Source organism: Streptomyces sp. NPDC093591 (genome assembly GCF_044764885.1).
In the GTDB taxonomy this organism is placed as follows: Bacteria; Actinomycetota; Actinomycetes; order Streptomycetales; family Streptomycetaceae; genus Streptomyces.
Genome location: NZ_JBIWIY010000019.1, coordinates 214949 through 236553 on the forward strand (window position 1 = coordinate 214949; position 21605 = coordinate 236553).

Here is a 21605-nt window from a genome sequence, read left to right on the forward strand (position 1 = left end):
AGCAAGGAAGTTGGGTTTCAAGCGAGTCTGGTCTGCGACGGGAGTCGTGACGCTGACAGGAGCTTTGCTCCTCACTACGGCCCCCCCTGCCTCGGCGGACAACATTAGAGATCAACAGTGGGTCTTGGATGTATTTGCGATGCAAGACACCTGGGCCGAGACTCAGGGGGAAGGTGTGACCGTTGCTGTCGTCGATTCCGGAGTGGACGCCAGTCATCCTGATCTGACTGGTCAGGTGCTTAAGGGTAAAGACTTCACCGGTGGTGGAAATGCCCAAGAGGACGTCCTAGGCCACGGGACGGCGATGGCAAGTGTTATTGCTGGCCATGGCCACGGTGCGGGAAATTCATCTGGTGTGATGGGAATCGCGCCCAAAGCTAAGATTCTCCCCTTGCGTACGCTTCGAACGAATTCTGATCGGAATCTTGATGAGACATGGGGTGCTGCAGTTCGCTATGCAGTAGACCATGGCGCCAAGGTAATCAATCTCTCCTTTGCGAGTGATGGCGGCAGCAAAACGCTAAGTGCTGGCCGTGAAGCAATTGCATATGCGCAGGCTCACGACGTTGTGGTCGTGGCTGGTTCGGGAAATGACGGGATTTCAGCTGTAAGTGAACCAGCGGCACTACCCGGGGTCGTATCAGTTGGTGCTGTCGATAAAGACGCTAATGTCTGGGAGAAATCGAATACCGGAAAAGGGTTGACCCTTACAGCGCCGGGTGTGGATATTGTCAACGCAAATCCAACCACTTCCAGTGGATATGGTGAGGCTAGCGGCACTTCAGATGCCACGGCCTTTGTATCTGGCACTGCCGCCTTGGTCCGCGCCAAGTACCCTGACCTCACCGCAGGCCAAGTCATCAACCGCCTCATCAAGTCAGCTTCGTTTCTCGGCCACAAGGGGCTGAAGGCGCCCGATGAGGACTACGGCTACGGAATTATCCGTCCCCGTCAGGCGATCACAATGGATATCCCTGCAGGGTCTAAGGATAACCCTCTAGGCCAGCTCAAGTCGTCGAGCGCGACTTCCGGAAAGTCGTCTGATGGAACTGAGAGCTCAACCCAAGCCAAGAAGAAGTCTTCCTCCAGTAACCTCCTATTTATTGTCGGCGGCATCGCAGCTTTTGTCGTCATCGGCGCGATCGCCTTCGCAGTGCTCCGCAGTCGCCGCAACGGCGGTGACGGCGGCCCCGGCTCCGGTGGTGGAAGCCCTCAGCACCCCACGTACCCGTCTGCTCAGCAGGCGTACCCTAATTCTGCTACGAACCAGGCGTATCCCACTGCTCCAGGGCAGTTTCCGCATGACCCCAACTCCCATGGTCTTCAGCCCCCGCACCAAGGACAGTAGGAGCAAGTCTCCATCCACAGAAGACGGTGCATCGCTGCACCCTCTTCATCCATGGAGGCTTGCGTAAGCGGTGACGGCTGACTGCGTGGGAAGCATCTGAGGACAAGGTCAGCGCAGAGAATCAGCCCGAGAACCAGAAGGGACCTCTTCAATGGGTGCCATCGTCCTTATCGTCGGCGTGGTCGGCATCGGAGCCGTGATTGCCGCCGTAGTCGTTTTCGTTGTAATGCGCGCCCGCCGCAACTCCGGGCCCGGCCCCGTCCACCCTGGCGCCGGAACTTATCCTCAGAACGTGGGTTATCCGCCCCAGCAGCCGATCTACCCGCCCGCCCAGCAGCCGTACCCCGCACCGCCGGGGCAGACCTCGCACCAAGCCAACCCGTACGGGCAGTAGCTCCAATTCAAGCAGCCGAGAACGGGGGATAATGACCGAATCACTTCCTGGGACGTTCCGCGTGGACGTCCAGCAGCTCAGCCAGCTCGCTGGGCATCTGGAGGACTGTGCCTCTGAGATGAAGTCTGCCGGTTACAAGATGGAGCAAGCATCCGTCCGCGATATCGGTCATGCCGATCTTGAGGAGCGCTGCGGCGAGTTCCGCGATGCGTGGAAGTACGGCATTAAGCAGCTCTCGAAGCTCACTGACGCGATCCAGGGCGGAGTGCAAAAGACCGCGGAGAACTACGCGGAGACCGATCGCCGCATCGGAGAGTTCTTCGCCGGGGGCGGCGGAGGAACCGGCGGCGGATCTGCCGCGTCGGGCGGCGCGGGCACCGGCGCTGACACGGGTGCGCGGGGGCAGAATTACAGCATGGTCGACGACTTTGGCTGACAGTCGGCGAATGTGCTTTAGCCGCCCCTTCTGTTAACCGCTCCCCGGACATGGCTGACCACCGCAGTAGCCCACGTTTTGGAGAAGATCTTGGCTACCCCTGCCACGACTACCGTCGAGGGCTACCCGTCGCTCGGTTTTGACCCCGCCCCTGGTTCTCCCGGTGCGGTTGCCACGCTCGCGCAGGACATCAACGGGACGTACGGCAAGCTCAAGGCCGCCGATGACATCCTCACCGGCATAGTGAATGGCTCTGGTGGTTGGACCGGCGTCGCAGCCGATGCCTTCACCGCCAAGGTCAAAGAACTGCCGAAGCTTCTGGACTCCGCGACGGCCAGTTTCCAGCGCGCGGCCGGCGCACTGCAGGATTGGCAAGACCGGCTCGCCACCATGAAGCACCAGGCGAATGCCTACGAAGAACAGGCGGCATTGGCGCGGGAGCGAATACGGACTGCCGAAGGCAACCCTGACCTTGGCCTCGCGGGTCAGCAGTTTCCCTCTCAGGAGGAAGCCAACCACGCCCAGCGCCGCCTGGACAACGCGATCGCGGAGCTCAACGCCGCACGTCGGGACCTCGACGCGATCGTCGCCGACGCGAAGCAACTCCTGGCCCGACACGACGAGATCGCCGACTCCGCTGCCGAACTCATCAAGAGGGCATGCGAACAGGCCCCCGACGAACCCGGCTTCTGGGACCGTCTTTTCGACGGTCTCGAATCCATCGTCGAGGCCCACGCCCAACTCGCCAACCAGACCTGGGACTGGGTCAAGGACCACGCAAATGCCATCTCCGCGGTCGGTGACGTCTTCTCTACGATCAGTACTGTGACAGGCGTCGTCGGACTTGCTCTCGACGCCACCGGCATCGGTGGCGTCGTGGGTGTTCCACTGGGCATAGTTTCCGGGGTTACGGCGGGCGTCGGTCTCGGACTACATCTCACTGCCAAAGCTGCGGGCGCCGATGTAAGCGACCGGACTCTCACCGAAGACGCGTTGGGACTCGCTTCATTTGGGATTGGGAAGGTTGCATCCAAAGCCGACGACATCGTTGAAGCTCCCGTCGCGATCTACAGGGGGCTCAAGTCCGCGGAACATGGGGCTGGATGGACCTCGATCGTCATGACGGGTCAGGACTACCTCAAGGACAGCACAGCCCTTGGTTACTTCGTCCCGGACAGCGCAACCGAAGCGGGAGTACTCGGCGGCTCGATGCTGGTGCCGGGACTCGGCCCGGTGGTTGGCCTCGGCATGGCATTCGACAATGCTTGGGAAAAGGGCTCGGAGAAGGATGCCGAAGCTGCCGAAAAACGTGCGCGGCAGTGAGGAGACAGACCTATGGATTTCATCTGGTTTGTGCTTGCCGCGTTGGCTGGCGCGCTGCTCGTCGTCTTTTTCCTCATCTCCAACTTCCGTGACCACGTGGGGACACGGCAGCTGCGCCTACAGCGCCAGGACAACGTGTTGACCGCCTTTGACGGCAGAGACGAAGTGCGGGTCCGATGGAGCGGTACAGATATGACCATCGAGCAGATTGTCTGGTACGGCCGGCAGTACGGATACGACCTCTACTGCCTGAGCGGTACGGGCAGCGCCACCCGCAAGCTGGTGATGCGGCGACTGCCGTACGGGCCGCCACACCGCCCCATGCCTGGGTACGGACAACCACATGCGGCTGAGCTCGCGGCCATCGCGAGGGATGTGCGCCGGACGGTCAATCCCGAGGCCATCGTGGCCTTGACGGGCATGCTCGTCGTGATGGCGGGCGTGTGCGGCTTCGCCGCGCGTGATCGTTATCAGGCAGGTGACAGCTTCGCCGTGCCGTTGGCGATCGCTATGGTGCTGGTGCTGTTGGCACTGGGCGTGGCGATTACGGGGCATGTGGCGCTGCTCCGGAGACGCCGAAGGTTCGTACAGGACAAGAGCTCGGGCCACGTAGCGCCGCCGGGTCGACCAGGAGGAGCACAGTGAACGTCTGCATGCAGGTACCGCCGTTCTTCCGGCCGATCACGCCAGGACTGTCCGCTGAGGAGGCCCGGGCAGAAACGCTGGCACGGATCGGGGAGCAGCTGGCTGACTTGGATGCCGGGTACGTCGACCAGCTGGTGGTGGACTACCAGAAGGCTTCAGAAGCCTTGGCCGCTGCAGGCGTCTTCTATGCGGCAACCTGTCTGGGAAGGATCAACAACGAGCCATCGGCCGGCACCTTGATCATCGGGCTGCAGCCACTCAGCTATGCCGACTCCGATGCCGCGGCCGTCGGAATTCACGAGATCATGCTCGGCAAGCGTGGCCGGCGCGCCTTGGTATCCACTCGGGACCTGCCGTGTGGAAAGGCCGTCATCGTGATCGACCAGAGTCCCTCATTGCGTATACCGGCGGAACTGACCGTGCACGGCGAGGACATCCCGATCGATGTCGCCCAGCTCCAGGCCTTCATACCTGTGTCGCAGCAAGCGGTACCGGGGGCGCAGGAAATGCTTGTCCTGACGTTCAGCACGCCGAGTACCGACCACTGGGCGGAGTACAGCGAGGTAGTCGTCGACGCACTCCGCAGCCTTCGCTTCACGCCGGATGAGGAATCTGCGCAGCAGCCCACATCTCCGACAGAACCGGTTCGCGTGTGAGGCTGGCGCGGACGGTTCCAGTGCGCAGGGAGCAACTTTGCCCCGAGTCAGCTCGGCAAGGCCCCTTGAGGCCCTTTACATAATCTGCGGCAAAAGGCAATGGCCCTCGACCACCGGATATGAGTACCCGGTGGTCGACTCCCGCTGACCTGACCGCACCAGCTATGCGGCAACGAGTTCACACCATACGTATTTGCCCCGGTTGCCGTCCCGGGCCAGCGGTTGCCACCCCCATAGGACGGTGCGTCGCCTTGCGGCCAACTATTCCTGCGTCGACACCGAGTTGATCGATGCTCTGGTGGCCATGGCGATCGACCGGTCCCGAGGCTGGTGGGATGAGTATCGAGGTGAGCTTCCCAACTCGTTCCTGGACCTTGCGGAGTTGGAGCATCACTGCACGTATCGGCTGGATGTGGAGTTTTTGCACGTCCCCGGTCTTTTCCAGACGGAGGACTACGCCCGCGCCGTCTTCTCGTACCGAGTCCCCGAACTGCCCGATGCCGACCTTGAGCGGAGGGTCCGCCACCGGATGGCGCGCAAGGTGATCATCGAGGACCCGGCTCCGGTCCCGTATGAAGCAGTGATCCACGAAGCTGCACTGCGCATCAGGGTCGGCGATCGGACAGCAACCCGGGCCCAACTCACCCGCATCCTTGAACTGTCCCAAGCGGACCACATTACGGCACGGGTCATCCCCTTCGACCTGGACGGCTTTGCCGGGGCCACAAACTCGATGATGTACGTGGGCGGTGTCGTACCGAAGCTGGATACGGCAGTACGCGACGGGCCTCACGGCGCCGGCTTCATCGACTCCGAGGCCCAGCTCGGCGCTTTTCGAACGCTCTTCCGTAAAGTGGAGGCTGCGTCGCTCGACCCAGAGCGTTCGCGTGACTTCATCCATAAGCTGGCGAAGGAACTGTGAGGCGCGCCGTGACTACCCCCGAGAATTGGCGGAAGTCGTCCCACTCAGGCAGCGGGGACGGAAACAACTGCGTGGAGATAGCGAACCTCCACACACGAGTCGCGATGCGCGACTCGAAGGCTCCGGCCCAAGGCACGCTCTCCTTCCCCGCCGGAACCTTCACGGCGTTCATCAGCAGCCTCGAACTCGACCCCCGTGGTGGCAGCGAACGCCCGTAGCGTTCGTCCGACGTACTGCAGCCCCAGAGAGCAGGACTCCTCCGGGACTTCGTAGTGGACCATCGGCGTAGCCGGTCGACTTGGACGGTCGGAACCCAACCGATCGTTGGTCGAACTCGTCGACGTGAGTAGCTACTTCACGTGGACATGTCGGCTGTCGGCGACTGGGCGATCGGCCCTTCGGGACGGGGCGCAGGGTACCGACGGTTAAACCCGCTCATGCCGGGGACGGGCAGGCCTCACAGGGTCTGTCCTGTCAGGGCAGGTCGAGGCCGAGCCGGTCGCGGATGGCCTCCAGTAGGGCGATGGCCTGCTCGGTCGGGTAGTTGGGGACGGTGACGCTGTCGCCGGTCTCCTTCGACACCACGATCTTGGCTCCGCCGGGTTGGGGCGGGCTGCGGTCGGCCGGACGCGTCGACGCTGGGCGGGAAGACCGCGTAGACCAGGTAGCCGATGTCGAACTCGTGGACGTTGAGTTCGGCGGGACTGCCGTCGGGGAGTTTGGGCTGGGCGTAACGCCCGCGCACGATCTGGATGGCTTCGGCAGGGGTGGTGGGTGGAGCGTCGGGAGCCATGGGTGTCCTGTTCGCTGTTCGGGGTTGGCCGATTGGTGCGTTGGTTACGTGGGGAACTCGCCGTACCAGCCGCCGTCGAGGAGGTACTTGGGGAGGTACTCGGACTCCACTTCGATGGTGAAGCCCGAGTCCTTGGCCAGGCAGGCGATGGCCAGGGGGCCGAGGGCGATGAGTCCGTCGGAGTCTCGTGCCCGTTCCTCGTCGCGGGTCCAGTAGTCCTTGTGCCACTCAATGGTCTTGGCCAGTTCGCTGTTGAACCTGTCCTGGTCGCCGCGCACCAGCTGGGTGAGGAGGTTCATGGGCGGGTACATGAGGTTCAGTACGGCGCTTCGTGAGGCAGGACGGAGCAAGTCGGGGTCGGTGCCGTCGACTGCGGCGAGGAGCTTGTCGCCGAGATCCGGCTGCTTGAGCCAGTACGCCTGAAGCGCTTCGACCCAGGAGTACATGTACTCCTCGAAGCCACCCGCTTCGCGCAGCAGGGAGACGGGCACCTGGCACAGGTCGTTCGTACGCTGCCGCTCACGGCACACGCAGGAGAGCCAGAACGCCTTGAGCCAGTTCCCCGCGTCGGCCCAGGGGCCGGTGCCGGAACGGAAGACGTGCTTCTTGTGGTCGACCTCGCATTCCACGGTCGGTGTGGTGGCGCGGGCCGCGACGAAGAGGGCGTGGCTGATCTGCATCGCGGTGACACAGGCTTCCCAGGTCTCCACCTTGTCGGCTTCGGGATCCCCCGAGAGGCGCCTGTCGAGGGCGGTGGTCGCCGAGCTCAGGGCCATCCCGAACCACTCGGGGTTTTCCTTGAGGTCCTCAAGTTCACCCTCCAGCCTTCGAGTGAGCACCTTCAGCACCTGAGGCAAAGCCCCCGTGGGGAATTCATGACGCGGAATCTGGATCATCTTCATCTCTCTCAGGGAGCCTGATGTCGTATTCCTTCATCAGGTATCCCTCGTGTGTCTTCTTGGCCTCGTCGGAGTTCCGCTTCACCAGCATGTACTTCACACGGCCGGCCTTGAGGGCCGCACGCAGGTCGCGTGCCAGATCCAGCTCGGCCTGGGCGGCCTGATGCCTTGCTTCGGCCTCCTCAGGGGCCGTCTTTGCGACCGGCTCGCGGCCGGCCCGCGCAGGCCTCGCACGAGCCTCTCGTGCAAAATTGCTGGTCGGGATCACGCGGGGAAGTCGCCTACGCGGCCGCGTTCCAGCAGGTACTTGGGGATGTAGCCGGACTCCACCTCGATGGCGATGCCGCTGTCGTAGGCGAGGCAGGCCATGGCTAGAGGGCCCAGTGCGACGAGACCGCTCACCTGGGCAGCCTTCGACTCCTCTGCCGTCCAGTACTCATTGTGCGATTCCAGGGCCTTGACCAGTTCGACGTTGAAGCGCTCCCCGTCGCCTCGCACCACGCGGTAGAACAGGTTGAGCGGGGGATACAGGACACGCAGCATGAGACTGCGGTCGGCGACCTGAAGGACCTCGGGATCCGTGCCTTTGATCGCGGCGACCAACTTGTCGCCGAGAGCGGAACCTTGTTTCCAGTACGTCTGGAGGGTGTCGACCCAGTCGTAGATGTACTCGTCGTATACCGCTCCGGATTCGCGCAAGAGCGAGATCGATACGTTGCTCAGCGCTGTGAGGCGGCCTTCTTCCCGGCAGACGAGAGCGAGGTAGAAGGCAGTGAGCCAGTTACCAGCATCAGCGTAGGACGCAGGTCCGGTGGAAGGGATCGTGCGGACCTTGCCGGAGATCAGGCAGTCCACCGTGGCCTCTGGTGAAGCGGCCGACCGGAACAGGGCAGAGCCGATCTGCATCGCCGCGACCCACGCCTCCCAGGTCTCGATCAATGCGGCGTTTGCGTCGAGAGCGCAGTGCGCCTTGGCGCTCCTGACTGCCGAGTTCAGTGCCAAGTTGAAGGTGTGCGGATGCTCCACCACCATGTCGACGACGTCCTCCGTCGACTTGACGAGTGACTCCACGCTGCGCACGCGATCGGCAGGTACGTTGTGACGGGGTACCAGCGTTGTCATTCCTGTCCGTCCTCGACTTTGGATTGGGCCACTACGTACTGGACATAACCCGCCGCATAGGCTCGCTTTAGCTTCTACGCATGTTCCTGTTGCTGAGTATTGCGGGCATGTGATCGGGCTGGACCGGCGGTAGGAGTCAGTGCCGGTTTTGATGATGGTGCTGTTGAGGGACAGGCGGTCGAAGAGGACTGCGCAAGGGTGGGGATCAGTGAAGGCCTTCGTGCATCTGTTGAAGGCAGCAGCCGGTCTCCGATGCCTGCGCAGGGGGCCTGACGGCATGAGGCGCGAAATCCAAGTGGCAGTTCCGTTCAGCACTTTGAACAGCGATGTGCAGACGACCAAGCACGCCAACGAACTCGCCAGAGCGACATACATGCGCCGGGTCTGGTTGCGCCGCCAGGCGCGGACGATGATGTAGAACCCGGTGTACATGCCGATCAGATTCAGCACCGAAAGCCAGACAAGGCTCGGGTTCCTCGTCGACACATAGACGAAGACCCATGGGGACACAACGCCGAAGAACATCAGCGCGTTTCTGTAGTAGCTGTACTGGCTTTGCGTAGGCCCCGCTTGTGGAGTCGGATCTCCCATGTCGGGGAGTTCTGGCATGGTCATCCTGTTCCTCCCCTGCCTTGTCGCCGCGAGCCGCCTGTTTTTCGGTCAGAAGGCGCGATCAAGGCCTGCAGCCTCAGCGCACCGCGCCGGCGGTGCGCTGCCGGTGTCCCTCGACGTCGGGGAAGCCGCAGTGGCCCGGCTCGCGTTGCGTCTCGCCGAGCCACAGGTGCGGTGCGTGCTGCCGGATCGCCTTGACCAGGGGCTCCCGGTGCATGGCGTACTCGCCGTTGGTCGTGAGGCGGTAACGGAGCCGCGGGAGGCCGGGGCGGATGGGTTCTTCGTCGCGGACCAGGGCCCACAGGACCGGATCGTCGCGATCGATCGGGCCGCTCGGGCACAGCTCGATCGAGTACTTCCTGCCGCCCCGGTTGCCGGTCTCGCTCCAGTGGACGGCAACCCCGGCGAGAGTGTCCCAGCGGATGACCCTCTGCCCATTGGGGTTGCGTAGCCACAGCCCAACGTCGTCGACGCTCACGGTCACATGGCGAAGTGGGAGGGCCGAGCGGAAGATCTTGAAGCCTGTGTATCCAATGGTTGCGAAGAGCAGCGCCACGAGTCCCGTTGGCTGGGGCTTGTTGCCGTTGAGCCCGGCGGTGATGACCACTGCCAGGCCCACGAAGAAGGCACCCATCGCCAGCAAGATCCCACCGAGGACGAACCCTTGCCGGGCGACTCTCCGGCCGTAGGGAATGGTTGTGGCGGTGGGAGCGGGGCCATGCGAGGGGAGCGTCGACATGATCCGAGAGTCTATGCAGGTTGCCATGCTCACCTACGACGAGACCATCGGTACCCGCCCTACGCCCGGCCCCGGCACGAACGACTTCGGCTGACTCGCCACTTCTGCCTGATCGCTTCAACTCCGCCCGCGCGGCGTCCCCCTGAGTCCTCCCGAGACGATCGCCGGCGGGACTGACTTCATCGCCGAGCGTGGGTCGCCCGCCGCTGAACACTCGCTTTCGGTCTCGTGGCGGAAGCGGCCGCAACCGCCGTAGCCAGAGGGTCGCGAACTGGGCGGTCAAGGAGGCCCGCGAGGTCTGGGCCGGTGCCGTCAAGGAAGCCGTGTCGGATGCCGGTGGCGATCGAGGCAAGCACGGGCGGCTGGTACGGCAGCAGCCCTGACGTCTCCTGGAGGAGCTTGCGCCGGTACCCGCCCTGGCTTATCGAGCGGTGCGCGACCCCGAGTCGATCGCCACCTGGCCAGCCGTGAGCGGCGTGCCGACGAGGTCGTAGACGCGCCCGCTGTGCCGTGCGGGATTCACCGTGACAATCGCAGCGGCGTCGGCGAGATTCGGCCACACGGGAGCGTCGCCTGGGTGTGACATGGGCCCACATCCGGGAGGAGGCTGTCGGCGGGACCTCGATGACCCGCCGAACGGTGACTGGTTGTGCTCGGGACACTCGCCGCCGTCGCAGCCGAGCCGCCCACACCCGGTGCGGAAACCCCAGACCCACCGCTCCGGCTCCGCGCCACTTTTGATCACAGTTTCTCCACGGGAGCCCCATGCCCGCAGGTAAGGGCTCCGTAAGCAAAGGTCATAAGGTGTTGTGTGACTTAAGGGGAGGGTGAGTCGGGCAGTGCGAGTGCCGCTCAGAGAGCCTGCACGCATCGCCCATTGAGGGCCTGGGTGAGTCACCCGTCCTCTGCCACATGTGGCCGGACCGCATCGTGCCCCTCATCAGTATGTCCGCGTGAGAGGTTGTCATGTCCTATTCGACGCCACCGGGAGGGCCGGGGAATGCCGGGCCGTACGGGGCACCGGTCCAGCAGCAAGGGTGGTATCAGCCGCCGCCACCACCTCCGCCGCCTGGCAACTCCGGTGGAGGCAAGGGGCTGAAGGGCCTCGTCATCGGTCTGCTGGTCCTGGCTGTGGTGGCCGTCTTCGGGGTGGGCGGGCTGGTTCTGTACCAGGCTGTCGGCGGGGGTTCGCTGCCCGGTGCCCAGGGTGGTGACGACGAGAAACAGCAGATCCTGAGCTCGGAAGAGATCGAGACGTTGCTCAACGGCCGTACGAACGCCCTGAAGAGCGGGGACGAAGACGAGTTCCTGGAGCCCTTCGTCGGTGCGGCAAAGGACAAGCAGCGCGCGATCTTCAAGAATCTGCGGAAGATTCCCTTCACGGAGAGCAAGTACATGGTGCTCCAGCAGACGGGCGACGGCTCGGACGAGTGGGGTTCCGATGTGAAGCTTGCGCTGGATGTTGCCTTTGTGCATCAGATCAAGGGCGTTGATGTTCGGCCAGTCTCCGAGTGGTATCGGTGGACCGTTGAGAAGCAGTCCGAGTCGGCCGAGCCGCGGATCAGTGAGGTCGGGGGATCGCCGGGCGCCAGCGCCATGGCCAACGCGGTCTACTATCCGGCCCCTTGGGATCTGTACGACGACATGTACGTCAAGCGTCAGGCGCACACCATCACGATCTCGGCCAAGAAGAACGCTGCCGACGCCAGCCGTTTCGCGCCGATCGTCGAGGAGAGCGCCAAGAAGGATCTCGATTTGTGGGCATCGAATGCGTCGTCGGTTCCCAACACCCCTGAGGGTTTTCTCGTCGTACTCGAGCCCGACCGTAAGACGTACACGAAGCTGTACAACAACAACGGTCAGGACGTGGGGTGGGATGCGGGACAGAGCGTTCCCATGCCCGCCTTCAACGCCAGTTACGGCGGCGGAGAGGACGCCCTCGAATACGGTGGCGCCCGCATCAAGATGGACACCTCGACGGGCCGATTCACTTCGTCCTGGTGGCAGAGGGGTGTCGGAGACATCTCCCGGCATGAGATCGCGCACGCTCTCGTTCAGCCGCAGGACCCCGGCGCATACGGCCAGGACGAGGAAACGAGCATTCGGGCGTGGGTCGTCGAGGGGTTCGCAGAGTACGTTTCCTACCGCTTCGACCGGGCTATGGGCGACGCGAGCGTACGTAGTGATCTAGCAGGCGAGGAGTTCGATGGCCAATTGCCCGGCCAGGACTTCGAAATGCAGAACAGCTCAGTCGGCGCGAACTACTCCCTCAGCTATCTGGCCATCCGCTTCATCGCGGAGAAGGGCGGCGAGGAAGCGCTCTTCGAGTTTGTCGTAGACCACTACAGGAAGCCCACGAACCTCGATCAGCAGCTGCAGAAGGCAGTTGGCATGAACGAGAGCGAATTCGAGACCGCGTGGGCCCAGTACGTCAGGAGCAACATCTGATGAGCGCCAACGGACCCGTTCCGGGTACCGGTCCCGGACCTGGCCCCTATGGGCAGCAGTTCCCTCCGCCGCAGCAGCCTCCCGTGCCTCCTCAGCAGCCGCCCACGGCACCCCAGCAGCCGCCCATGCCGCCCGAGCAGGCCAGCCAACCGCCGCAGGGGTACGGCTATCCGCAGCAGGCATACGGTCATCCCCAGCAGGCGTACGGCCATCCGCAGCAGCCGCCCGCCGCGCCTCCGGGGCAGCCCGGCTACGGCTATCCCCAGCAGCCGGCGCCCCCGCAGTATCCGATGCCCCCTCAGCCGGGCTACGGCCAGCCAGGCCACCCCCAGCAGTTCCCCGGGGCGCCCGTCCCGGCCTCACCGCCGCGGAAGAAGAAGACCGGGCTGATCGTGCTGCTCGTCGTCGCACTCGTCGTGCTCGGCGGGGCCGGCGGGGGCGCGTGGTACCTGATGGCGAACGCTGCCACCGAGCCGCTGTACAGCGTGCCGACGGACGCCAGCTGGGGCCTGAGGGAACAGGAGGTGGACGGCACCTGGTTCACGGACAAGGCAGTCGTTCAGACTCTGCCCGGGGGTGTGAAGGCCTACGAGCTCGACACCGGTAAGCAGCTTTGGGCCACAGCGCTGCCGGGCGCGGGTCAGCAGGCGTGCTTGGCTCCCTCTGATTCCGACGGCGGAATCGGCATCGTCGCCTATGGCGCCTCGGCCACGGCCGGAGCACATGGTAAGTGCGACCACGTCGCCGCGTTCGACCTCAACTCCGGCAAGGTGCTGTGGAAGCGGGCCTTCAAGGTGAAGGACGAATTCGGCATGGGCGACGGGCTGTCGGTGGCTCGTTCCGGCGAGGCCGTGGTGATCGCAGCGGATACGGAGCACGTAGCGCTGAAGGCGGCCGACGGCAGCAAGGCCTGGGACCCGATGCGGCTGGAGGACGGCAGCAAGGTCTGGAATACACAGGACCTGTATCACGACGGTGGCTGCTCAGCCGGTTCGTACACCGGTGGCGAGAACCTGATCCGGGTGCGTGCGTGCACCGAAGGAGACGACTCCAGTGACAAGAACTGGGACGAGGTGTCGCTGATCGACCCCTCCAGCGGCAAGGCCAAGTGGACCAAGCAATTTGCCGACGGCACGGCAGGGCAGGTCGTTTCCACGTCTCCTCTCGTCATCAGTGGCGATGAAGGTGGCGTATACGCGCTCGACGAGAAGACCGGCGAAAAGCGCGGCGGCAAGTTCCAAGGAAAGCCGGAGAAATACACTCGGAGCGCTGAGGACAACGGCAGTCCGATGCGTCAGGCCGCAGGTTTCGGAAACATCTTCCTCATGGGCGGCTATGACCCGGACGGAGGCGCCGACAGTCCCAAGTCGATGGTTGCCTACGACCTTGACAGCGGCAAGGAGCTGTGGCGGTCGAAGGCATCACCCAAGATGGAGTACATCCCACTCCGGGAAACCGGTGACGAGCGTCTGTTGGTGTACGTCACCGAGTCCACGCAGAGGCCGAAGCTCGTGGAATTCGACCCCGAGGACGGTGCGATGACGACGCTCGTCGAGTATCCGGAAGAGGTGGACACGAACACGGGCACCGGGGCGTGGCCGTTCTGGCACAAGGGCGTGCTCTACGTCACCTCGGTCGGCGCCGGCATTAGCGGGGACTCCTTCTCCCTCGCGGCATTGCCCACGACTGATTCCTAGATACCTGAGAAACATCGACATCAGCACCAGCAACTGCAGCAACTCGGCGGCGAGGCAGACCTTCATGGTCCGCCTCGCCGCCGAGTTGCGTTCGGGATCAACGCCAAGGCTCCTGTCACGCGAAGAACCCCACCAACAGGCTGATGATCAATCCGATCACGCCCACCAGGACCACCGCCAAGCAGGTCCGGAACAACCCCGGGCTCGGCGCCCGCCTGGAGGAGAAGCCGGATACGACGCCGAAGTAGCCGATCGCGAGGGGGAATAGCGCACCGAAGAACCAAGCGCAGCCAGTGGCGATGGCGCCGACCCACCCCTGGTCCAGCTTGTACGAAGTGTCGCCCGTCTTGAGCGCCTCGATCACGTAGCCGCGCTGGTGCAGGGCATCGCTCTTGAGTTCGGCGTTGAGGTCCTTCACGGAGCCGTCGTTGGCGGTGAAGGTGCCGTAGCACCACCTGGTCTTGGTCTTCTTGCGTGAGCTGCTCGACGTGCTCGAGCGGTACTTGTAGTCGACTGTGCAGGTGTCGACGGTGAGCTTGCCCGGCGTGGACGTGGCGTAGGTGTACGGGCCCATGTAGGCGCCCAGGGCCATCAGCACGACGCCCACGAGGATCAGGCCCGCGCCGATGAGGCGGCCGATGCCCGCCTGGCCTCCCGGTTTGGCGGCGTTCGCCGTGGCGTTCCCGTGTACTTGTGTCATTGGGGGGTCCTTGGGGGGTCCTCAGGAATGGGGTGTGGCAGGTATGGCGTCACAGGACGAGGGCGCAGACGAGCGCTGCCAGGACGCCCAGGGCGCAGAGGCCGCCCAGGGCGGGGCCGGTGACGGACCGGGCCGGCAGACGCTGCCAAGACGCGGTGAAGCCGGGGCCGTTGCGGGTGCCGAAGCCGGTGAGGAGGCAGTAGATGCCGAGGGTCAGCAAGGAGAGGCAGAACGCGAGAATCGCGGCGTCGTCTCCGGGGTCGCGGTCGTGCGGTTGCTCGAAGGTGTCGTCCACCTGCACCACGGGTATTTTCGCGCCGGTTTCGAAACGCGATGAGGTTTCCACCACTACGTCTTTGTAGGTGGCCTTGCCTTCTTGCGCGCTCCAGTTTCCGGTACAGCTGAACTTCAGTTCGGTGGAACGCCTGTGCGTGCCGTAGTGGGTTTTCGTGTGCGTCTCGCATGAAGAAACGGTGAGGGTTCCGTCGGTGCCTTCTCCGGCGAGTTCACTGCGCAGTTCCGGAATGGTCACCGAGGCGACGACCGCGGCCAACAGGAGCAACCCCAGGCCGAGGAGTCTTCCCGCCCACAGGCTCCCTGTGTCGCCTTGACGCGACTGTACTGTCACCACTTTTTGTCGTCCCCTTGCTCAACTTGACGATCTCTTGACTGGCGGGCTTGGCAGGGTAGTGCGCGAGGAGTCTAAGGTATCCGTCTGTCGTCCAACATGAAGTGCAGCAAGGGGAGTTCGGGGGAGCGCAATGGAGTTCGACACCTTCGATGTGGACACGGGTGTACTCCGCAAGCAGGGCGGGAAGTTCGTGGACCTCGGTGGTGATTTCTCCACCGCGTCCAAGCGACTTAAGGGCAACCTTGAAGACCTTGGTGAGCCATGGGCGGACGCGGATTTCGGGGAGATCTTCGGCCAGGTGTACACGCCGATCCGCGACGGGATCTTCACATCGATGAACAGCCTCGCAGAACGGCTTCAGAAGATCGGTTACAACCTGCAGGACATGGCACGCAACTACGATGCGTCGGAAGCGTCGAACAATGGCCTGCTGAACGGTATTTCCGGCGAACTCTAATCAAATACGGGGCTATTGGCATGTCGCTCACACTGCCCGGCGAGCTTGTCTGGGTGCTCGACCTTCTCGGCTACAACTGGCCCGAGGCCGACGAAGAAGCACTGCACAACGTCGCCGAGACCTGGCGGGCTTTCGGCGAGGAACTCGCAGAAATCCAGCAACACGGCGAAGGCCTCGCCCGCACCGTCGTCTCCCACAACTTCGGTACGGCTGTCGATGGATTCAGCAAGGACTGGGGCGCCTACACCGGCGCCAACGGTGAGGACAGATATCTGCCGGACGCCAAGACCGCGTGCGATGTGATCGCCCTCGCGTTCGACGCGGCGGCGGTGGCGGTCCTCACGGCGAAGCTGGCCGTGATCGCCCAACTCGTGGCGCTGGCCATCGAGATCATCGCGGCGCAGGCCGCGGCCCCCTTCACCTTCGGACTGTCCGAGATCGGTGCGCTGGGCGCGACACAGGCCACGCGGCTGATCGTCCGTGAGCTGCTGGACCGGCTCAAGCGGGAGGTCATGGAGGCGGTCACCAAGGCCATGGAACACGCCACCATGGACGCCATCAAGAAGATGGCCAAGGAGCAGCTCGAGAAGGTCACCAAGGAGAAGGTCAAGCAGTTCGCCAAGGACCAGCTCAAGGAGCAGGGCAAGCAGTTCGTCCAGGAGAAGGTGGTCGACGCCGCCAAGGAGAAGGCCACCGAGGCCGCCGTCGGAATGGCGCAGAACATCGGCCAGCAGAGCATCGAGACCTACTTCGACGCGCGGTCCGGTGTCGACCTCGGCGAGACGGCGGACGTCGCCAAGACGGCGGCGGGCGAGTACGTGGACGGCCTCAAGAACGAGGTCACCGGCGGGGAGGGATCGACCTTCGCCGACTACGCGGATCCGACCACGCACGTGAACAACGGCGTGGACGCCGCGACGGAGCGTGTCACGGGAGCGGCCGGGGACCGGGTCCAGCATGGCGTCGACGCGCTGGCCGGACACGGTGCGCAGAGCACGCAGGCGTCGGACGGGGCTGCGGCCACAGCATCCGGGGCGGAATCCGGCTCCGGGGCGGGCTCGGGTTCAGGGTCCGGGACGGGTTCCGGTTCCTCGGGCACCACCCAGTCCTCCAACAGGCCGACGGCCACTGCCTCCGCCGCGAGCTCCGGTTCCTCCGGCTCCTCCGGCCCCTCCGGCGGCGCGGACGACTGGGCCCGTAGCGAGTTCGGCTGATGCCACCGCTGCTTCAGCTGCCCCCAACCGAGCCGGCTCCATCAACCACTCACGGGAAGGACGTACCGCACCCATGACCGCGGACCGGGAGATCCAGGACGAGGAACTCATGGGGATCGCCCAGGACCCCGAGCAGGCCCTGCGGCTGCGTCGCTCCCTGCGCACCATCGCCGACGCGACCTCGCTCGGCCCGGACCTGCGCGAGATGGCGCGGGCAGTGCTGAGCGGGAGCGTCGACATCAAGGACGCCTTCCAGGACCCGCGCTACACCGAGGCCGTGTTCCAGCGGATGCACGAGATCCGCCGTGCGGCCGACGACCAGACCTACGCGGAACGCCAGCAGTCCAAGGCCCAGTTCGAGCAGTGGGACGCACGGCAGCAGGCTGGCCTGGATCGCGAGCGTGCCGTGCGGGATGCGCCCGTGCACGACTCCGGCCGGGGTGGGCGAGCGGGGCAGCGCTGAGGCGCAGCCGCACAGAGGGATGTGTGGCAGGCCGGTCATGCACCGGCGTCGGCTCCGAGAGGTTCTGTCCTCCGGAAGGGCGGCGTTCGCCCGAGGAGCCCGGACCGGTCGTGTGTTGATGCGTTGGCACGCGCGTTGGTAGTTTCACGCCGGTCCGGATACGCCGGCCTGCTCGGCTTCGGCTGTTCAACCTGCTGCAGGTGTGAGGCGAGGCGGCCGAGGCGTTCGACAGGTTCGCGATGGCGCTCAGCGCGCTCGGAGAGGTCATGTCCGCGGCCATGAACGCGTGTAGTGGAGAAGGCGGTCAGGATCAATGGGGTTTCTCGGCGGGGTCGACGACCTGGAGCGGTTCCTCACGCGCTCGTGCTACTTGAGCATCGCGTCCCTGCCGGCCTGTTGGGGCCTCATGGTCTTCCTCATCGGAGATGAGGGCTGGCGCTTCAGCTTTCTGGTGACTGCCGTTCTCCCGCTGGTCGCTGCTTACCTGGGGATCCGCGCCAGACGGGAAATTCGTACGAGGATGTCGGCTACGGCGTTCGGACTCGCCTTCGTTTCACTGCCGTTGATGCTCGGACTGGCGTATCTCGAGGGCTCGTAGCGCAGGTGGTGTGCTTGGCGTGATCGGCTGGGGGTACGACGGTGCCGGCCGACTCGGTCGCTAGGCTCGGCTCCCATGACAACGCATGGCGGTAACGCGGCGAACAGGTCGGACGGGACGGGCGGGCAGCCACTGTCCGCCGGTCCAGGTCCCGGGACGAGTGCGGACGAACTCCGGGCGCGATTCCAGCCTCAAGGCCAACCGGGGCCCAAGGAGGAGCGGCTGCGTGAGGCGCGGCAGGCGCGTGGGAGGTACGCGGCGTTCGCGGGGGCGGTCGCCGTCGTCTGTCTGGTCCTGATCGGCGTACGCCTCGGTCAGGGCGATGCGCTCGGCGTCTGGGTCGCCACGTATGCCATGGGGGTGGCCCTCGGTGGTTGGGGTTTCGTGCTCGCCAGGATCGGCCACACCCGTTGGGCGATGATGGTCACCTGTATCGGGGGAGCGTTGGCGGGCCTCGGCGACAGCCCCGCTTTTCGCTGAGGCGGGTCGGCTGAAGGCGGCTCGGCTGAAGGCGGGTCGGCTGAATGCGGGTCGGCTGAATGCGGCCGACTGACGGCGGCCGTGACGGCAGGGGTTCAGCTACCGACCGGGCACCAGGCGGTGGCCGCCCGGACCGGCACCTGACGAGAAGTCACGCCTGACGGCGCTTGTTACCGATGAGGTAGGCGAGGCCCCAGGCGGCGGCCGCGGCGAGCACGAGGCCGAGCGGGGCGAACCAGTCGACGCCGCTGTCGGGGTTGTCGGTCCACCAGAGTTTGGCCGGCCAGAAGGGCTCGTACCTGACCAGGTCCCAGACGGCGCCGCCCCCGTCGCTCTCGGCGAAGACGAGCACGAGGGAGTTGGTGTAGCCGAAGAACGCGCCGAGCGCCGCGATGATGGCCCCACAGATCCAGGCGCCGTTGCTGCGGTGCCCCACCATGCCGACCAGGAAGCCGACAACCGCTCCATTGAGCAACGCGTGGCCCAGATAGAGGATGTTGGCCACCGTGACCGACTGGTCCTTGTACGTGACCAGGATCAGACCGCTGTAGAGCAGCGAGACGATGACCGACGCGAAGAATCCGAGGAAGACCGCGCCGACCGGACTACCGCTCGCGTTCGGCCGCTGTCCGTAGGGGGGCGCCTGGAACGGCGGCGCGGCGTGCATGCCGTACATCGGTTGCCCCGGCGGCTGTCCCGGTCCAGGGACGGGCGGTGTCCCCGGGTACATCGGGGGCTGGCCGGAGGCAGGCGGCGGCCCGGCCTGTATCGGCGGCTGTCCCGCCGGCATGGGGGGCTGACCCGGAGCCGGAGGCTGACCGAACCCCGGGGGCTGCTGCGGCGGGGCGGGCTGCGTGTAGGGGTTGTTGGAGGCCTGCGGCGGCTGCGAAGGCTGCGGTGGTGGTTGGAACGGCGGCTGGCTCATTGACTTCCCACGGAGTGAACGGTCTGGAGCAGCAAGCTATCAGTGAGATCAGGAGGGGGTCGTCGGAGCCGGAGCGGGCTGCGTGAAGGGCGCCGAGCGCTCGGCAGACGGAACGGCGCCTCGACCGCGTCACCACCTCTCCGCTGTGGGGCCGGCGCCGGCCTGAACCTGGCTCCATACGACGAGCAGTCGGGCTGTGGGGGAGTCGGGACTCTCGGAGAGGTGGATCACGCCCTCTTCCGACGCGTGAACGGCCGTGGCGGTTGCTGTGGAGCGACTGCTGGCACGCTTGACCTGCGTGAACCGACATCGCCAAGATCTTTCGAGCCAGTCGGTGCATGAGCACCAAGTAGGGGAACGGGACAGCATTGAAGACGGACGCGAGTGGTGGGCTGAACCTGCAGAAGGCCGGAACGGGAGGCCCGGACGCCGGCCCCGTCGCTGCGAAACGGGGCGTCGGCAGCCGTATAGGCGCCGGAATGGTGGGCGTTTTCTTCTTGCTCTTCGGCCTGGTCCTCGTCGGGTCGGGCTACGAGGAAGGTCCCAGGAAGGTGTCCGACGGCATGGAAGGGACGATCACCATCGCCCGTTGCGGCACGGAGGACATCGGGAACGACGTGGAGTGCTCCGGCACCTTCCGTTCCGACGATGGCCAGGTCCGCTCCAAGGTGGAGGAGTTCGAACCCGGTGAGGACTTGGACAGGGGTGAGCAGGTCCAGGCGGTGGGGTACGGCACGGGGTATTTCAACCGCGGCACCTTCACGTCGTTGTACGTCGAGGGCGTTCGGTTCTGGTGTGTCGCCGCCGCCATGTTCGGAGTGGCGACCTTCCCGCTGAGCGCCGCCTTCCGTCGCGGGAACCGCCCCAGGGGGCGGGGGACGTTCATCACCGGGCTCGTCCTGCTGTTCGGTGGCTTGCTCGGCTGTGGTGCCTGTGTCCTGGTGAACTCCGTGCTCGTTTAACTGATTTCGGCGCTTCGAGGGGGTGGGCGGGCCGGTTCGCACGGCTGACGGGCGGTCATTTGCGCAGGACGTCGTTGGTGTGCGCTGTGCGCTATGCGGATGACGGTTGGAACCGCCCTCTCGGCCGGACTGCCTCGAAGTCGGAGCAGCGGATGTTCGATCGAGTCGAGAGCAGAGCATGGTGAGAAGGTCCGCAGACCTCGACGTCAGACCTTCCGGATCCGGTCGGCGATCTCCGGCCTCGCCGCGAACCCGGCCGCCTTGTACGTCGCGACGCCGCCGACGTTAGAGCTCGGTGTGCACACGCGCACGCTCGACGAGCCCATCTCCCGCAGGGCGGCCGCACCGGCGACGGTGATCGCCCGGCCATAGCCGCGTCCGCGGTGGTCCGCGTGGACGCCCATCGGCTCGACCAGTCCCGACTTCCCCGGGCCGGCCGACCAGACCGTCACCACCGCCGCGGGGTTGCCCTGGTCGTCGTAAGCGCCCAGGCATCGGGCGTCGGCGTAGAACGGTCCCGCGGACATCTCGTGCCGGTACTCGCGTGTGGGCCTCGTGGTGTTGAACGCGGACCGCAGGACGTCGGCGAAGTCCTGTGCCTGCTCCAGGCCGATCGCCTTGATCCGCACGCCGGGGTCCTCCACCGCTTCGGCGAGGTCGCGGAAGAGCGGCGTCCACGGCTCGTCGACACCCCAGCCTTCTTTGGTCAACAGGTCGTGGAGCAGCAGGCCTTGCGGCGCCTCGATGGACACTGCTCCTTCTGGCAGTACGCCGCGCTCAGGCAGCGAGAAGTCCTCGACGAGCCGCCGCGCCAAGTTTTCGTCCTGGAAAGCGTCGGGAGCGACCGTCATCCGCACCAGCGTCGGGGAATCCAGCATCCCGACAGCGAGGATCCGTCCGTCCCGGCTCCAGGTCCGGACCGCCGCGGCCGTCTCGGCCGTTCCGAACCGGTAGTTCCAGCCGATGTCCCCGGGATGCAGCTGCATCGGCGCTTCGTCGTGCTGCCACTCCCGCAGCGCCGCCATAGCCTCGCGCACCCCGTCGGCCGTCGGCGTACTCAGCACAATCGTCATAGTCGGGATCTGACACCCCGTCTCGGTGGGGTGCAACCGATTAACTGGCAGAGCGCTTCAGGGGGGAT

22 protein-coding genes and 1 pseudogene are annotated in these 21605 nt (G+C 65.1%); 14 read left to right on the forward strand and 9 right to left on the reverse strand.

What is annotated here, in order from left to right; translation table 11 throughout:
* Positions 1-46: 46 nt before the first annotated feature.
* The 5 genes from mycP (at position 47) to ACIREI_RS35515 (ending at position 4802) form a co-directional block, all read left to right on the forward strand.
* Positions 47-1348 (forward strand): type VII secretion-associated serine protease mycosin, encoded by a 1302-nt coding sequence (gene mycP, locus ACIREI_RS35495; protein ID WP_403341910.1) that lies wholly within the window; start codon positions 47-49, stop codon positions 1346-1348.
* Between the two features lie 455 nt (positions 1349-1803).
* Entirely contained in the window at positions 1804-2178 is a 375-nt protein-coding gene (locus ACIREI_RS35500; RefSeq protein ID WP_403341913.1) for a hypothetical protein, read from the forward strand.
* Positions 2179-2256: 78 nt separating this feature from the next.
* Positions 2257-3501 (forward strand): putative T7SS-secreted protein, encoded by a 1245-nt coding sequence (locus tag ACIREI_RS35505; protein ID WP_403341916.1) that lies wholly within the window; start codon positions 2257-2259, stop codon positions 3499-3501.
* Between the two features lie 12 nt (positions 3502-3513).
* Positions 3514-4146, forward strand: a complete 633-nt coding sequence (locus tag ACIREI_RS35510) for a hypothetical protein (protein ID WP_403341919.1) — start codon at positions 3514-3516, stop codon at positions 4144-4146.
* Positions 4143-4802: a hypothetical protein gene (locus tag ACIREI_RS35515; RefSeq protein ID WP_403341922.1), complete on the forward strand. Its 660-nt coding sequence runs from the start codon at positions 4143-4145 to the stop codon at positions 4800-4802. Before ACIREI_RS35510 ends, ACIREI_RS35515 begins: the two co-directional genes overlap by 4 nt.
* Before the next feature lie 162 nt (positions 4803-4964).
* On the opposite strand, the pseudogene ACIREI_RS35520 reads toward ACIREI_RS35515, so the two are convergent.
* Positions 4965-5039, reverse strand: a pseudogene (locus ACIREI_RS35520) (ATP-binding protein); the annotation flags it as partial.
* Between ACIREI_RS35520 and ACIREI_RS35525 the strand changes: the two are divergent.
* Together ACIREI_RS35525 and ACIREI_RS35530 are read left to right on the forward strand one after the other, a co-directional pair.
* On the forward strand, positions 5005-5724 hold the full coding sequence (locus tag ACIREI_RS35525) for a DUF5753 domain-containing protein (RefSeq protein ID WP_403341925.1): 720 nt from the start codon (positions 5005-5007) through the stop codon (positions 5722-5724). The pseudogene ACIREI_RS35520 and the gene ACIREI_RS35525 sit on opposite strands and share 35 nt — an antisense overlap.
* Before the next feature lie 8 nt (positions 5725-5732).
* Positions 5733-5942, forward strand: coding sequence for a DUF397 domain-containing protein (locus ACIREI_RS35530; protein WP_403341928.1), 210 nt, complete (start codon positions 5733-5735; stop codon positions 5940-5942).
* A gap of 619 nt (positions 5943-6561) precedes the next feature.
* On the opposite strand, the gene ACIREI_RS35535 is transcribed toward ACIREI_RS35530, so the two are convergent.
* From ACIREI_RS35535 to ACIREI_RS35550, 4 genes are all read right to left on the reverse strand, one after another.
* Positions 6562-7356 (reverse strand): immunity 49 family protein, encoded by a 795-nt coding sequence (locus tag ACIREI_RS35535; RefSeq protein ID WP_403341931.1) that lies wholly within the window; start codon positions 7354-7356, stop codon positions 6562-6564.
* A 34-nt stretch (positions 7357-7390) separates the two neighbouring features.
* Complete coding sequence (locus tag ACIREI_RS35540; RefSeq protein WP_403341934.1) at positions 7391-7684, reverse strand: hypothetical protein; 294 nt, start codon at positions 7682-7684, stop codon at positions 7391-7393.
* Positions 7681-9153 (reverse strand): immunity 49 family protein, encoded by a 1473-nt coding sequence (locus ACIREI_RS35545; RefSeq protein WP_403341937.1) that lies wholly within the window; start codon positions 9151-9153, stop codon positions 7681-7683. Before ACIREI_RS35545 ends, ACIREI_RS35540 begins: the two co-directional genes overlap by 4 nt.
* Positions 9154-9226: 73 nt before the next feature.
* Positions 9227-9784 (reverse strand): hypothetical protein, encoded by a 558-nt coding sequence (locus ACIREI_RS35550; RefSeq protein ID WP_403341940.1) that lies wholly within the window; start codon positions 9782-9784, stop codon positions 9227-9229.
* Positions 9785-10855: 1071 nt separating this feature from the next.
* On the opposite strand from ACIREI_RS35550, the gene ACIREI_RS35555 reads away from it, so the two are divergent.
* Both ACIREI_RS35555 and ACIREI_RS35560 read left to right on the forward strand, forming a co-directional pair.
* A complete protein-coding gene (locus ACIREI_RS35555) occupies positions 10856-12337 on the forward strand; it encodes a hypothetical protein (protein WP_403341943.1) in 1482 nt (493 codons plus the stop codon).
* 125 nt (positions 12338-12462) lie between these two features.
* Complete coding sequence (locus ACIREI_RS35560) at positions 12463-14034, forward strand: PQQ-binding-like beta-propeller repeat protein (RefSeq protein ID WP_403341945.1); 1572 nt, start codon at positions 12463-12465, stop codon at positions 14032-14034.
* A 115-nt stretch (positions 14035-14149) separates the two neighbouring features.
* On the opposite strand, the gene ACIREI_RS35565 is transcribed toward ACIREI_RS35560, so the two are convergent.
* Together ACIREI_RS35565 and ACIREI_RS35570 are read right to left on the reverse strand one after the other, a co-directional pair.
* Positions 14150-14734 (reverse strand): hypothetical protein, encoded by a 585-nt coding sequence (locus ACIREI_RS35565; protein ID WP_403341948.1) that lies wholly within the window; start codon positions 14732-14734, stop codon positions 14150-14152.
* A gap of 49 nt (positions 14735-14783) precedes the next feature.
* Positions 14784-15287: a hypothetical protein gene (locus ACIREI_RS35570; RefSeq protein ID WP_403341951.1), complete on the reverse strand. Its 504-nt coding sequence runs from the start codon at positions 15285-15287 to the stop codon at positions 14784-14786.
* Positions 15288-15495: 208 nt separating this feature from the next.
* On the opposite strand from ACIREI_RS35570, the gene ACIREI_RS35575 reads away from it, so the two are divergent.
* The 4 genes from ACIREI_RS35575 (at position 15496) to ACIREI_RS35590 (ending at position 18577) form a co-directional block, all read left to right on the forward strand.
* Complete coding sequence (locus tag ACIREI_RS35575) at positions 15496-15822, forward strand: hypothetical protein (RefSeq protein WP_403341954.1); 327 nt, start codon at positions 15496-15498, stop codon at positions 15820-15822.
* A gap of 20 nt (positions 15823-15842) precedes the next feature.
* The gene (locus ACIREI_RS35580; protein ID WP_403341957.1) at positions 15843-17036 is read left to right on the forward strand and encodes a PE-PGRS family protein; all 1194 of its coding nucleotides are present in this window, start codon (positions 15843-15845) and stop codon (positions 17034-17036) included.
* A 73-nt stretch (positions 17037-17109) separates the two neighbouring features.
* Positions 17110-17499 carry a hypothetical protein gene (locus tag ACIREI_RS35585; RefSeq protein WP_403341960.1) on the forward strand — a complete coding sequence of 130 codons (390 nt, stop codon included), beginning with the start codon at positions 17110-17112 and terminating at the stop codon, positions 17497-17499.
* Between the two features lie 673 nt (positions 17500-18172).
* Complete coding sequence (locus ACIREI_RS35590) at positions 18173-18577, forward strand: hypothetical protein (RefSeq protein ID WP_403341963.1); 405 nt, start codon at positions 18173-18175, stop codon at positions 18575-18577.
* A 151-nt stretch (positions 18578-18728) separates the two neighbouring features.
* Here ACIREI_RS35590 and ACIREI_RS35595 read toward each other — a convergent pair whose 3' ends face one another.
* Positions 18729-19253, reverse strand: coding sequence for a hypothetical protein (locus ACIREI_RS35595; RefSeq protein WP_403341965.1), 525 nt, complete (start codon positions 19251-19253; stop codon positions 18729-18731).
* Between the two features lie 728 nt (positions 19254-19981).
* Here ACIREI_RS35595 and ACIREI_RS35600 point away from each other — a divergent pair.
* Positions 19982-20464, forward strand: coding sequence for a hypothetical protein (locus ACIREI_RS35600; protein WP_403341968.1), 483 nt, complete (start codon positions 19982-19984; stop codon positions 20462-20464).
* A 206-nt stretch (positions 20465-20670) separates the two neighbouring features.
* On the opposite strand, the gene ACIREI_RS35605 is transcribed toward ACIREI_RS35600, so the two are convergent.
* Positions 20671-21537: a GNAT family N-acetyltransferase gene (locus ACIREI_RS35605; protein WP_403341971.1), complete on the reverse strand. Its 867-nt coding sequence runs from the start codon at positions 21535-21537 to the stop codon at positions 20671-20673.
* Positions 21538-21605: the final 68 nt, after the last annotated feature.

Bases quoted from the DNA above. Each gene is read 5' to 3' on its own strand.
- ACIREI_RS35550 (WP_403341940.1), bottom strand. From the start codon at position 9,784: ATGGGTGCCTTCTTCGTGGGCCTGGCAGTGGTCATCACCGCCGGGCTC.
- ACIREI_RS35545 (WP_403341937.1), bottom strand. From the start codon at position 9,153: ATGACCATGCCAGAACTCCCCGACATGGGAGATCCGACTCCACAAGCG.
- ACIREI_RS35560 (WP_403341945.1), top strand. From the start codon at position 12,463: ATGCCGCCCGAGCAGGCCAGCCAACCGCCGCAGGGGTACGGCTATCCG.
- ACIREI_RS35555 (WP_403341943.1), top strand. From the start codon at position 10,856: ATGTCCTATTCGACGCCACCGGGAGGGCCGGGGAATGCCGGGCCGTAC.
- ACIREI_RS35590 (WP_403341963.1), top strand. From the start codon at position 18,173: ATGACAACGCATGGCGGTAACGCGGCGAACAGGTCGGACGGGACGGGC.
- ACIREI_RS35575 (WP_403341954.1), top strand. From the start codon at position 15,496: ATGGAGTTCGACACCTTCGATGTGGACACGGGTGTACTCCGCAAGCAG.
- ACIREI_RS35605 (WP_403341971.1), bottom strand. From the start codon at position 21,537: ATGACGATTGTGCTGAGTACGCCGACGGCCGACGGGGTGCGCGAGGCT.
- ACIREI_RS35580 (WP_403341957.1), top strand. From the start codon at position 15,843: ATGTCGCTCACACTGCCCGGCGAGCTTGTCTGGGTGCTCGACCTTCTC.
- ACIREI_RS35595 (WP_403341965.1), bottom strand. From the start codon at position 19,253: ATGTACGGCATGCACGCCGCGCCGCCGTTCCAGGCGCCCCCCTACGGA.
- ACIREI_RS35585 (WP_403341960.1), top strand. From the start codon at position 17,110: ATGACCGCGGACCGGGAGATCCAGGACGAGGAACTCATGGGGATCGCC.
- ACIREI_RS35600 (WP_403341968.1), top strand. From the start codon at position 19,982: ATGGTGGGCGTTTTCTTCTTGCTCTTCGGCCTGGTCCTCGTCGGGTCG.
- ACIREI_RS35510 (WP_403341919.1), top strand. From the start codon at position 3,514: ATGGATTTCATCTGGTTTGTGCTTGCCGCGTTGGCTGGCGCGCTGCTC.
- ACIREI_RS35565 (WP_403341948.1), bottom strand. From the start codon at position 14,734: ATGACACAAGTACACGGGAACGCCACGGCGAACGCCGCCAAACCGGGA.